8 protein-coding genes are annotated in these 13,779 nt (G+C 36.5%); 2 read left to right on the forward strand and 6 right to left on the reverse strand.

The features are described 5' to 3' along the window. Positions 1-23: 23 nt before the first annotated feature. From M3189_RS00065 to M3189_RS00090, 6 genes are all read right to left on the reverse strand, one after another. Complete coding sequence (locus M3189_RS00065; RefSeq protein ID WP_251630655.1) at positions 24-2,330, reverse strand: helix-turn-helix domain-containing protein; 2,307 nt, start codon at positions 2,328-2,330, stop codon at positions 24-26. A 207-nt stretch (positions 2,331-2,537) separates the two neighbouring features. Further along, entirely contained in the window at positions 2,538-4,079 is a 1,542-nt protein-coding gene (locus M3189_RS00070; RefSeq protein ID WP_251630657.1) for an extracellular solute-binding protein, read from the reverse strand. An 86-nt stretch (positions 4,080-4,165) separates the two neighbouring features. Beyond that, positions 4,166-5,047: a carbohydrate ABC transporter permease gene (locus M3189_RS00075; protein WP_251630659.1), complete on the reverse strand. Its 882-nt coding sequence runs from the start codon at positions 5,045-5,047 to the stop codon at positions 4,166-4,168. Positions 5,048-5,085: 38 nt separating this feature from the next. Next, a complete protein-coding gene (locus M3189_RS00080; RefSeq protein ID WP_251630662.1) occupies positions 5,086-6,054 on the reverse strand; it encodes an ABC transporter permease in 969 nt (322 codons plus the stop codon). A 14-nt stretch (positions 6,055-6,068) separates the two neighbouring features. Further along, positions 6,069-7,160: a mandelate racemase/muconate lactonizing enzyme family protein gene (locus M3189_RS00085; RefSeq protein WP_251630664.1), complete on the reverse strand. Its 1,092-nt coding sequence runs from the start codon at positions 7,158-7,160 to the stop codon at positions 6,069-6,071. Positions 7,161-7,481: 321 nt separating this feature from the next. Beyond that, complete coding sequence (locus tag M3189_RS00090; RefSeq protein ID WP_251630666.1) at positions 7,482-10,118, reverse strand: hypothetical protein; 2,637 nt, start codon at positions 10,116-10,118, stop codon at positions 7,482-7,484. Positions 10,119-10,627: 509 nt separating this feature from the next. Here M3189_RS00090 and M3189_RS00095 point away from each other — a divergent pair. Both M3189_RS00095 and M3189_RS00100 read left to right on the forward strand, forming a co-directional pair. Next, positions 10,628-12,388: a sigma 54-interacting transcriptional regulator gene (locus M3189_RS00095; protein ID WP_435368050.1), complete on the forward strand. Its 1,761-nt coding sequence runs from the start codon at positions 10,628-10,630 to the stop codon at positions 12,386-12,388. A 181-nt stretch (positions 12,389-12,569) separates the two neighbouring features. Next, positions 12,570-13,766 carry an iron-containing alcohol dehydrogenase gene (locus M3189_RS00100; protein WP_251630670.1) on the forward strand — a complete coding sequence of 399 codons (1,197 nt, stop codon included), beginning with the start codon at positions 12,570-12,572 and terminating at the stop codon, positions 13,764-13,766. The last annotated feature ends 13 nt before the right edge of the window (positions 13,767-13,779 follow it).

The raw sequence follows: 13,779 nt of genomic DNA on the forward strand, positions 1-13,779 counted from the left end.
GGTTAGCCCCCCTATTAAACATATTAACGATTACTATTCCTATATTGACTTATCGTCATATCAACATATTTTACAAATAATCGTGTAAGATTTCTTTCTGAATATCCAACAGCTTCAGCAATCTCACTTGTACGAACATCAGTCTGCAAGCACAAGCTTTTGGCTTTTTCAACTTTTCTAATTAAAACGTATTCCCTAAAATTCATACCCACTTCTTTTTTAAAAAGGCGACTCAAATAGGAAGGAGTTAAATTTACCAATTCAGCACATTGTGTAAGAGTAATATCTTTAGCGATATTTTCATTTATATATTGACAAATCTGTTTTACTGCCAATGTTCCAGATGAAGTTTCTGTTTCTTCACTAAATGATTCGTAGAATGGGAATAAGTATTCGATAAACCATTTATTGATCTCGTCTAGCGTTTTAAGAGATTTTAATTGATTAAATAAATCTGGCTCAAAAATGTCCTTTATACTTTGCCCCTGCTTCTCAAGAGAAAAAATAATAGAAGAGAGCAAAAGATAAAAGCATTGCAAAGTGCTGTTGTATGATTTAAATAAAGAAGTAGATTTAGAAAAATCATGGAGTGTTAGTTGGGCTAGGTCTAAATCTCCCACTTTTAACGATTCTACTATTCTGGCGTCAAGGTCCCTCGGATAAAAGAACATTCCTTTATTCTTTGATTGCTCAACGTCTTCAATAAATAACACAGTATCGGAATCCTTATAAATTCGATATTGAAGGGCCAGTAATGCCTCCTCAAAAGAAATACAAATATATTTTATATCTTGATAAATCCTCCCGACACCAATACTAAAATCTGAGAATAAACGTTTTTGAAGGGAGTCAGTAATCAAAAGGGATGTATTATAAAGTTTATCTTTAATTTCCTCGCTTGACATATCTTCTTTATAACGAAATATGACAGCAACATTATCTTGAATCGTGTTTATGTCAACTGCTTCCAAGGATGGATCGATTTGAAATAATTCATTAAGGATACTCTTGACTACTAACAAACTAACATGTTTATCATCATTTTCAGCATTATCTTCTGTCATGAGATTAACACCGTTAATGGCGATGACAACATATTGACTTTGGATAGGAATGTTATACTCTTTACACTTTTTATAGAGAAAATGATCAATGACATATTTCCCTTCCAAAATCTGTTGAAAAAACCATTCTCTTAAAGTCGGTTCTATTTCTTCTTTATATTTCCTTAATTTTTGTTTTTCCTTACTAAGGTTCTGTATAGAATCTTGGATAATCGTAATTTCATTTTTTAGGTTAGAAGAAATGTCCATTTCACCTAGTGACTGACTAAAATCAACTAATTGTTTAATCGGATTATACGCTCGTCTTGCGTAAATGATGGTAAATAGCATACCAATACATAAAATGACGAATGCAGATGAAAAAATCATCCATCGAAACAAACTTAGCTCTTCAGTGATTGCTGATTCCGGTACCAAAGAAATATAGACACGGCCTAATGTTGACCTTCCATTATAAATGTATAATGTTCGTTGTTGATTTTTATCCACATCATAAAAGACACCGGAATTTGAATTTTCATCTATAATTCTATTAAAAGCGCTTTCATGTGTGTTCTTAATCGAAGATAATGTTTTATTATCTAAAAATAATCCTTTATTTTGATGATCTAGAATAAAGGATATCTGTTGATTATTGCTAGGAAAATAATCTAGAAATACCTTTTCTTTCACCAATATCACAAGTAATCCTTTTGGTTTTCCTGAGTCCAGGATTGGGAGTTTCCGAGCTAGAGAAATATAGCCCTTTTTACTTGCTATTGGTAAGCGCATCCATGCTGTACTCTGGTTTTCCTCAATAATCTTTTCAATGTCTCTTTGATACTTAAAAGCCTCTTTTGAAATATAGCCATATTCATTAGACAAAACAAAATTATCAACAGTATTATAATAATAAACCTCTTCAATTATATTATTATTTAACTTTGAAAGTTTTAATTGTTGTAGTAGGTCAAGTTGAGCAGATATATTTTGGCTAAACTGTGGGGTGGAAAAAGAGTCCCGAATAATGGGATTGGATGCTAGTTGGTGGGATTCTAATTCGATTGATTGAAGAATACTCTCTACTCGTTCCTTAAACAAAACTAATGAAGCTTCGGAATCCCTTTTGATTTGGTCTTTTAACGATGTAGTTGCGAAATAATAGTAGAGTCCGCCAATTAAGATTACCGGAATAAACGCAGACATGCACCCGATCCAAATTAACCGATAAAAGTATCCTTTTTGGTTTCTTCCCTCATTACTAAAATAGTTTAAGATGTTGTTCAACTTAATTTGCACAATATCTCACCGCTTTACATGTTTTTACATCACGTATGTTAAAATTCGACTTTTTCATAAGAAATTCCTTTTAAATAACAGAATTTATGAAAAATTAAAAATAGTATGATTTCACTCGAAAAATACCACAGTCTTAAGGACTGTGGTATTGGAAACCTTATGTTGTTCTTTAGTTCATGTGAATTCTCTGTGCATTTATTTCTTCCAGATTGCTTTATAAGATTTATCGAATTCCTTAAACGCTTTCTTAAATTCACTCTTATTTTTCAAACTATCAATGTACTTCTCAAATTGATCTGCTGACATTTCGCCAACAATTGTTTTAACAACATTACTTTGCCATTCATTTTGGTATCGTGGCCATACAGATGTCCATGTGTCGGATTTTAAATAAGAGAAAGGATTCACTTTTCCTATTTCTTCAAAGTGTGCAGTTTCCTTTAAAATTCGGTCATTGTATTCTTTTGGTGCATTTTTATCCACGCTTTTCATCCATGTAGTATAAGCTAAAGGTAAAGGCTGTTGAACAGATGTTCCAATCTCAACTTTTCCTACATCAGTGGTTACTTTATTTCCTTTATCATCAAGATTATAGTGAACACCTTCTTGACCATAGAAAATAAAATCGAAAAATTCAGGAGTATTCGTTTGCTCGAAATAATCTAATATCCGCTTTACTTTTTCTTCCGATAACTTAGATGAAAGCATAAGGGATCCATATACGCCAGGCTCCAATTGTACTGCAGGTCCCTTAGGGCCCTTAAGATCAAGTACAATTACTTCCGCATTCGGTTCTGATTTTTTAATAGAATCCTGGAACATCCATGCTCTCCAAATATTTCGAATATATGATGCCGCTTTTCCAGATTCAAATAATTCTTGAGTCTGAGTGGTGCTCATAGTAGAAAATTCCTTTGGTAAAATTCCACGAGAATACAAGTCTCTAAAATATTTGACTGTATCTACAAATCCTGGATGGAGGTTATAATGGATCATACCACCTTCATCATCATATGCAGGATCTAATGCTCCAAAACCTGCTGCAATTGCTGAGTGAATTCCTGTTCCACCATATGAATGTACATGACCAATCGTATCATTTTTTCCATTTCCATCTGGATCTTGTTTTACCATGGCTTCTAAAGCATCAGCATATTCCTCTAATGTAGTTGGAACTGGGAGTCCTAAATTGTCTAACCAATCTTTACGTATCTTAATCCCTTGGTCAACACTTGGACGGTTTCTAGGAATTCCATATATCTTGTCATCAACTTTTGAAAATCTCCAAGCATTTGGACTTGAATATTTCTCAAAGTTTGGATAGTCACTAAAGTCACCTAAGAATTTACCAACTTCCCAAAATGCACCATTCTCAATCGCTTTCAATAAATTTGGACTGTTAATATCTGGTGCCCAAATCACATCAGGTAATGCTCCAGATGATAAAACCAAGTCAAATTTTGTGTCAAAATCTCCAGAAGGGACCCATTCAATATCCAATTTTGTATTGGTTCTTTTTTGGAACTCCGTCCAGAATTGATTTTTCATATCGGGTACTTCTTCAAATAGTGGTAATACCATTTTAATTTCTAGTGGTTTTGAACTATCTGCCACATCATTATCTTTTGATTCCGTGTTTGTTTTGGAGTCGTTACTACACCCCGCCAATGCTCCCGTAATCAAAAGTGCAAAGACCATAAACAACGATAGCCACTTTTTAACCGATAATTTCTCCATTTTTTACCCCCATAAAAAGTTTTTTAATTTTACTAGCGATGTTTATAAATCTCTTACATCACCCCTTTCAGGTTATAATTCCTGAATTATTCTTTTATAGATCCAAGCATAACTCCTTTAGCAAAATATTTTTGTAAGAAAGGATAGACAACCAAAATTGGAAGCATGGCTAAAACAATGGAAGCCATCCGGATGGTTTCTTGTGGCAGTGTTGCTTGCTCCGGTGTGGCGCCAGCCTGTCCTACTGCATCTGAACCTGAATCAATAACGAGTGTCTTAATCAACATTTGGAGTGTCCACTTGGAGGAATCTGTAAGATATATTAAGGCATTAAAATACGTATTCCAATGGGCTACTGCAAAGAATAATGTAAAAGTTGCAATCGCCGGCATTGAAAGGGGAATGATAATTCTAAAAAATACCCCTATATCATTACAGCCATCAATTCTAGCTGCTTCTTCTAGTTCAGCTGGAAGAGAATCCATGAAGCTTTTTACAACTAATAAACTCCAAGCATTGGTCAAACTGACTAAGATTAAAGACCAATGCGAATTGATTAACCCAAGCTCTTGAACGAGTAAAAAATTGGGAACGATTCCCGGATTAAATACAAGCGTAAATATTACAGCATAGAAAATAAATTTACGTCCAGGTAATGATTTTCTCGTCAATCCATATGCCATCGAAAAAGTTACAATAAGATTAAATATCGTTCCAACAACAGTGATATATACGGTGTTTTTCAAAGCCGATAAAAAGCTGTTTGTTGACAAAAGATAAAAATAGGAATCTAGTGAAAATTTTTCAGGGATTAAATTAAACTCAAAAGGTACATAAACTTCCGGATCAGTAAGTGAAATACTTACTACATATAGAAAAGGGGCTAAACAGATTATTGAGATAGCAGCAATAATAGAGTAGATGATATAGTCCCCTGCTGTGAGCCGTTTTTTTGTCACAGAGCTCATTATTCAACCTCCTATTTTAGTAGAAATCTTTTAAACAGTTACATAATACCTTCATTTCCAAATTTCTTTGTAATCCAATTTGCCCCCAGTATCATGATTAGACCGATAATTCCCTTAAACATACCAACCGCTACACCGATACTTGTATCCCCTCTAAGGATCCCTTGTGTAAAGGCATAAGTATCAAATACATCCCCCACTTCCATGACCAACGGATTCAGCATTAAAATAATTTGCTCAAATCCAACATCCATCATGCTCCCTAATCGAAGGATTAATAAAATGATGATAACATGTCGAATAGCCGGCAGCGTAATGTGCCATATTTGTCTCCAACGATTCGCTCCATCCACGACTGCTGCTTCGTATAAACTAGGATTGACTCCGGCAATTGCCGCTAAAAAGATAATGGTACCCCACCCAGCATCTTTCCATATGCTTTGAAACGTAACGATAAGCCAAAATAAATTATCATTTGACAAAAAAGCAAACGTATCTCCAAACCAAGAATTCAATAGTTTATTAATTGCACCAACATCTGTCGATAACATGAAAAAGGTTAGCCCTGCAACAACCACCCATGATAAGAAATGCGGCAGGTAAATAATCGATTGATTAACACGTTTGAAAACATCATGACGTATTTCGTTAAGCAATAATGCCAAAATAATCGGCACAGGAAAGTATAGAATTAAACTCATAAAGTTAATGACAAGTGTGTTACGTAATAACGTATAAAAATAATCATAAGTAAATAAATCTATAAAATGTTTAAATCCGACCCACGGACTTCCCATTAATCCTTTAAAAGGACTGTAGTCCTTAAATGCAATGGCAAGCCCCCACATTGGAGCATACCTAAAAATAATAAAATACAAGATACCTGGCAACATGAGTAGATAAAAATATTTGTGCTTTACGATTTGTTTCCAGAGAATTTGCCACTTAGACGTTTTTTTGCTCATTATCGAGAGATGAGCATTTGAATTTACTACCGTATTTTTCATTCGTCCACCCCTTTTTAATGAAGTTGTGTGATTTTATAATCCGCTTTTTTTAACCAATCTTTATTAATCTCAACTCCCCATCCTATTCCATGTGGAATATCTACCATGCCATTCCTTACTTCTAATGTTGGATAAAATAAGTCTTTTACCCATGGGTTATTTTCAATACTAAATTCTAAGTATGGTCCAGCATTTTCAATTGCACCTAGAACATGTAAGGTAAAAACGGTAACCATTGACAAATTGGCAGCATGTGGAGTACAAGGCAAACCTGCTTCACTTGCCATTTTTGCGACTTTAAGAGTCCTAGATATTCCACCAAGATAACAAATATCCGGTTGGACAATATCGACTGCTTTTAAATCAATTATCCTTTTCCATTGAGATAGGCAATTATCCTGTTCTCCACCTGCTACAGGTATTTTTAATGCTCTAGTAACTTCAGCAGTCCACTCAATTTCAGGATAAGGACAAGGTTCTTCAAAGTGAGCTACATTATATTTTTCAAGCATCCGTCCAACCTCAATTGCTTTATCTGGTGTATAACCACTATTTGCATCTACCATCAATGCTGTGTCATCACCAATGGCGCGACGTACGGCCGGTACAATTTCTTCCGTTCTTCCTGGCCATATATCTATGTTTTTACCAAAGTTATTAGCAATACGAATTTTAAAGGCCGTATATCCTTTGTTATTCATTAATTCCTTTAATCGATTTGCTTCATCTTGAGGAGATATATCTCTTCTCATACTAGAGCCATACACATGAATAGGACGATTTGTTCCACCCAATAGCTCACAAACACTTTTTCCTTCTAATTTTCCTTTAAGATCCCATAAGGCGGTATCAACACCACCAACAGCCCTGCAAATATAGGAACCAGGAAACTTATGCTCCGCTTCAATACAACGGTCCACTATTCCGTCAATATCTAATGGGTTAAACCCAAGAACATGCGGTGCAATTTGTTGATGGAGGACCATCGCCGAAATGTTTGCATGATAGGGAGCAACTTGACCATATCCTTCCTCACCTGAATCCGTACGGATCCTAACGATGCATATTTCTTTTGTAGAAAAAGTTTCGATACTCTGTATCCTCATCTTAGGTCTCCTTTCAATCCACTTTATTTGTAACCGCTTACTTTTTATCTATTGTTACTTTCCTTCACCAGGCATTCAACAGGCAGTCCTTGCAAATCAAATAGATGTAAAAAGTTGTCCTTTGATGCGAAACTCTACTATTTAAAGAAGGGTAACTTATCAAGGAATTTATAGATTGGGAGTTGAGACTTACCCATATGTATGTCATTAGTTGTCCTGTTCAAATCTATCTTGTTTCTTTTCTTAAATTTGTTAATTGGAAGATTCATTTTATTTTTATAGACATGAGAGGATTATCCCTCTCATGCCTACTATGATTTCTTATTTCGCTAATCGAATGGAGAAATAAGGCTGATTGCTTAAATTCTTATCAAATCCTGGACAAGTTCTCTTTTGCTTTTCGTCGTTCTCAAATTCGAAAAAGTAAATTATTGGATACGGACTATCGGTGTACGAAGCTGGAATGTCTGCCGTAAATAAATCAGCATCCCGTACCGTTTTAATAGATTGATAACTTTCTGCCTGGTTTGCATGACGATAGTTTAAATAAACTTGGTAATCAGAAGGAATATCTTGTATATTCAAACTAATTTGTACACTCTGACCTCTTTCGAATGACTTCGGTGGTATGTGATTATATGCTGGTAACTCCATCTGTTGATTGAGTAGCCAATTCTTCGCTTTTTCAATTTCTTTTGATGAAACATTATTTCTTGCTAACTGGATTTGATTTTCCATATTCCGAATGTCTTCTTCGATTGCTGGTAATCGGTCGGCCCAATGCCCGCGCATAAAAGAAACATATCCATATGTGATATCATCGGTATAAACATCTTTGGTAGCTTCAATTACTTGCTCCCATGCATTTTTAGCCAAGCGATAATATTTAAGCGCTTGTTCTAGCAAACTTGCATCTCCGACTCTTTCAAAGAACTCATATGCTGTTCCAGCTCTAAATTTATTTGCAAAAAAGTGTCCCAAACCAATTTGTGCTTCAATATCAATCACCCATCTCCGGAATGCTGGATCATTCTGGTTGTCAATTTTCCCCTTGGCTTCTTGCAAATAATGTTGTGCTGTCAAGGCTAAATCTTCTAAAAGGTCTGCAGTTTGAATAGGAGATATCTTGCCCTGCCTTTGATTTCGAACCATATCATCAGCAAATTCATCCACTCGATAAAATAAAGCCGGGTCCAATGGACTTACTGCATTAAAGGTATGAGGTTCACGACCATCACAGTGATAATCTGGTTTCTTTTCTTGATCGATAATAAAGATATTACTATACATTTCAGGCCAATAGTTGTTGTTGGCTACTGATGGTGAATGTGCAACGGTTAATAATGGTAAAATCCGACTAGCATACTTTAATGATTTTTCACATGATTCGGCAGCTTCTGAAAATTCACTTCTTAAAAATCGGTGCCATGATTCAGGACTTGCATCTGGGTTATATAATAACCGCCCCCACAGCCGATAAGTGTACTTATATTTTTTCCAGTCCCCGACTCCAAAACGTAATGCTGGATCTGCATAAGGGTCTCTTCCTGTAGGTGTCTCTGTCGTTTTCCGTGATTTAAAAGAAAGCGGCTCCATTATTTCTACCCCTTTGGCACCTAAGAAACTGCCTGAACGACCATACCCTGCAGCCATCTCCGGATCTCCCCATAAAAGTACCCTTTGTGTACCTGGCCAAATGCGGAAGAATAGATCATAGTTGCGGTCTTCCTTATAAAAATCAGCATATCCGTATCGGGTGAACCGTCTTGAAGTGGTAGTAACAATCATCTTACCTGCTTCGGGGGTCGGTTCAATTGGAAGTTCTGTCTCCCTGATGGCAGCTTGGTGGTAAGGCAGTCCCATATGTTCTGCCCAGAATTTTGGTGAAATTGAAAAAGGTACACCATTTTTCTCAGCCACTTGAAGGAGTTCATCATCAATCCCTTTCGGATGGAGATCAAGATTAATTTTTCTACCACATGTTGCTACACCTTGAAATACTACTTCCCAAAATAAATGTGCTGGCTCAGGTATTCCACTTTCATAATGAACACGGATTGTTACTCCATCGATTTCAGGACAAGACTGTAATAGTGTTTTTAATGCATCACGGCAGTATATTGCATGATTTTCTTCTTGAAGTCCTTCAATTTTATAACGGATGTTAGGGCTTTCCTCTGGCTCATAAGTATGTGTCCATAGTCCAATTTGGAATTCCAACCCTCTGCGATTTGCTTCTTGTCCAATAAAGCGGAGCATCTGTAAATTTTTGTCCCTCTCTTCATCGGTTAAATCTTGAACAGTTACTTGGTAACCAGGTACAGAGACAAGGAAAGGATAAGCAAAACAAAAATAAAAATCTTTAATATCTGGATCATGACCATTGTCATACCCCATACCAAGAGCGAGATGAATACGATTGAAACGCTGACTTGCTAACTCTGTTAAGTATTCACGCCAAAATGTTTTATCATAAAACCATAATTTATCTGTTTTTTCATTTACAAATAGTCGATTGATGCTTCTAACCGGATTTGCCGGTTGATTTTTTATTGGTTGTAAATTCAAAAGCTCCTCTACTGGATCATTTGAATGCATTACTATATCTGATAATTCAAGGAGTGCATACACCAATCCTCGTACATCCGCACCTAGTACTACCAGTGATTTTTGTCCACTTTCTATAGTTGATGTAATGAAAAAAGATTCTGGCTGAATGGGTTGGCTATCTTTTATTAAATGCTGGAAATCAAAAGCTGCAGTGTGAGGTCCTCCTACGATTATAGGAAACCCTATTCCTTCTTCGTACGTAATATTGTCAGCTATTTCAACACTTAACCACTTCTCTTCAAGTTTCTCTCTAAATTGCTCCAAAGCCCAGTTAACCTGTTCTTGCATGGCAACATGATCATCTTTCCTTCGACTTAATCTAATTCTCTTTCCAATATCCTTCGCCAAAATAATTCCTCCTTGTAAACTTCTATAGAAATGTAATCGCTTTCCCTATCTATACTTTGAGCTACATACAACCCTCATTCAATAGACAGCTTTTGTTCTTAGCTCAACATATCAAAAGTTGTCTTACTTATGTGGTTCTAATTACCTTTGGATTCTTGCTTTTATTACTCTAGCATTGTTTTAATTTTAAATTAGGACAGAGATTTGAAATAAGAATGTCATGAAATTTCCTGGGTAAGAGCAAAAACTGACATTTTTGTAACAATTACAAAGAGATTTTGGATCCCCCTGACATTCGTAAAAAAAATATTGAAATGGATTAGGCTTATGAATTTTTAATGTGAATGATTAGTAAAAAATAACCACTTCTTCAAAGATATAGTTAGTTTGCTAGTTTCTGCATCAGGAAATTGTTGATATGATAGAGGAAACAAAGGGAAAGTGTGGGGATATGATTGGTGCAGCAATCAGATTGGTATGTTAAGGACCTTTATCAAACTGAGATTATTATGGTGAAAAATTGGATGACCCCAAGCCCCTATGCGATTTTACCTGGGGGAACGATAAGGGAAGCAGCGGAGAAAATGGAGAAGTTACGAGTAGATTGTTTGCCAGTAATTGATGACAACGAACAATTCTTAGGTATGATTACATTGCGAAATTTGTTTTCTCATTTTCTTCATGAAGCAAATCATGAGGAATTAGCTTCAAGCTTTTTAAATAGAAATGTAGTTTGTATCCGTCCCACTGATTCCATCTTGGATGTCAAATCACTGCCCTATAGTCACTTACCAGTATTGGATGATAGTGGAAAACTGATCGGAGTTCTAACACAGCGAGATATTTTAGAGGGTTTTTCTAAATACATGTACAAATTGCAGCAAAGGCAAATTTCTGTAGAAGCATTAGCGGCCATATCAGAGAGTGCCTTTGAAGGGATTGCAGTTGTGGATGAAAATGGGATGCTTCAGGAATTTAATGAAGCCTATTGCCGTTTCATTGACATTAAAAGAGAAGATGCAATTGGAAGACATGTCACTGAAGTGATTGATAATACCAACTTACATATTACAGTTAAAACAGGCGTTGCACAGCGCGGGGTCCTGCAAAATATACACGGACAGGACATGGTTGTTCACCGTATCCCGATATGGCGGGAAGGCAGAGTGGTTGGAGCAATTGGAATGCTCATCTTCGAAGGGGTAAGTGAGGTTTATAAAATTTATGAGAGATTACAAGAAAGTAACCGAAAGAATGACCCTCAAAAAGATCTCTTTACATTAAAAGAAGAGAGGGACAGCAGAATTACCATTGATCAGATTATTGGTACAAGTGATGAAATTCTTCATGTTAAACGAATCGCCAGAAAAGCTGCAAGAACGGCGGCAACCGTTTTAATTACGGGAGAAAGTGGGACAGGAAAAGAAATGTTTGCCAAAAGTATTCATCATTTAAGTCCTTTTTCTACGGGTCCTTTTATAAGTGTGAACTGCGGAGCGATACCAGAGCATTTATTTGAATCAGAGCTATTTGGTTATGAAGAAGGTGCATTTACCGGTGCAAAAAAAGGCGGAAAACCAGGTAAATTTGAATTAGCAGATAATGGAACGATTTTTCTTGATGAGATAGGTGAGTTGCCGCTCGTCATGCAAACCAAACTATTGCGTGTTCTTCAGGAGAAAGAGGTAGAACGTGTAGGCGGGGTTAAAAAATATCAAATTAATGCGAGAATCATCAGTGCCACCAATCGTGATTTAAAGGAAATGGTGGATAAAGGAGCGTTTCGTGAAGATTTATATTACCGGATTAATATCATTCAGTTGCCGCTGCCACCACTAAGGGAACGAAAGAAAGACATACCAATTTTAATTGCTCATTATATGAAGAAAATCTGTGAGAAATATCAAGTGCCTGTTAAATCATTATCTGCAGAGGCAGTAGCTGCGTTTATGAATTATCATTGGCGCGGCAATATTCGAGAGATGGCCAATACGATTGAAAGAATTGTAACACTTGTTGATCGAATCACAATTGAAATAAGAGATTTGCCACTGTCAATTCATAACAAGATTGAGGAAATACAGGATACTACTCCTTCCAAGGCTCCAACTTTAATAGCGGAAGCTAAAATGGAGGGCAATTTAAAAGAAAAAGAAATCGTTCTTCAAGCTTTAAGACAAGCTGGTGGCAATAAATCAAGCGCTGCAAATATTCTTGGAATTCATCGTACAACTCTTTATCAAAAATTAAAAAAGCACGGAATCTATTAAATTGAATAAATAGCACCATCTGTTTAGTGATAGTGTAGTGGCAACACTGCAAAAAAGCTACACATGTAGTGTTATTCCTACAAAATGATATCAACAAAAGCCTGCCTTACGCTACTTCTCCACTTGGCATACTTCTTGCATTTTAGATATGTGTAAAGTTTAGTAAGGGGTGAGAACGAGAGTGGAGAATTTTGCAGTATTTCGAACACCAAAATCAATTTTTTATGGTAGAAAGTCTTTTGAAAATGTTGGGAAGGAAGCGAGATTAAGAGGAAAGAAAGCTCTTATTGTCAGCGATAAAATGATGGCTGGACTTGGCTACGTTAATCAATGTCAAAACCTTCTTCAAAAGGAAGGAATAGAAAGTGCTGTTTATCTTGGGGTAAATTCAGAACCAACAGATATGTATGTAGAGGAATCACTGGAACTTTTTAATGAGGAAAATTGTGATCTTGTGATTTCCTTAGGCGGCGGCAGCTGTATTGACACAGCTAAAGCAATTGCTGTCCTTGCCACAAACGGAGGATATATCGGGGATTACATGCAGGAGAAGAAAATGGCTGTCAAAGCTGCGGTTCCGCATATTGCGATTCCAACAACAGCAGGTACCGGTTCAGAAGCTACGGATGTAACCGTTATTGCGGATACAAAAAACGATGTCAAGATGATGATTAAACAACCTGCTTTTATGCCGGATGTGGCGATTGTGGATCCATTATTATCCATGTCATCCCCTCCTAGTGTAACATCAGCTACAGGAGTTGATGCGCTGAGCCACGCGATTGAGGCGTATCTATCAAGAAAATCACAACCAATGACGGATATGCTGGCATTATCGGCTATGAAGCTTATTTTAGAAAATTTATTAATTGCTTATAAGGATGAAAAAAATGAAAATGCGCGTGAAGCCATGTCACTAGGAGCTCTTCAAGCGGGAATGGCATTTTCCAATGCCTCTGTCTGCCTTGTTCATGGGATGAGCAGGCCAATTGGAGCACTGTTCCACGTCCCACATGGCATATCAAATGCTATGCTGCTGCCGGCCGTATTGGAATTTAGTAAGGATGCCTGTATCGATAGATTAGCAGATATTGGTCGAATTATTAAACCTGAAAATGAAACCCTTTCCAATGAGGAGGCAGCACAAATCGCAGTGAACTCAGTAAAGGAACTTTGCCAAAAACTGAATATCCCTAATCTTAAGGGATGGGGAATCGATAAAAGTGCTTTTGAAAATGTGGTGGAGAAAATGGCGGTCGATGCCATCAATAGCGGAAGCCCTGGAAATAACCCGAGAATCCCAACTCACAGTGAATTAGTGGACCTTTACCATGTTTGCTATCATTATCAGTTTACCTACGAGTCCACAGTTCTTTAGGTAAAGGGATTAG

The organism is Neobacillus niacini (assembly GCF_023715415.1).
GTDB classification, from domain to species: Bacteria; Bacillota; Bacilli; order Bacillales; family Cytobacillaceae; genus Neobacillus; species Neobacillus niacini_C.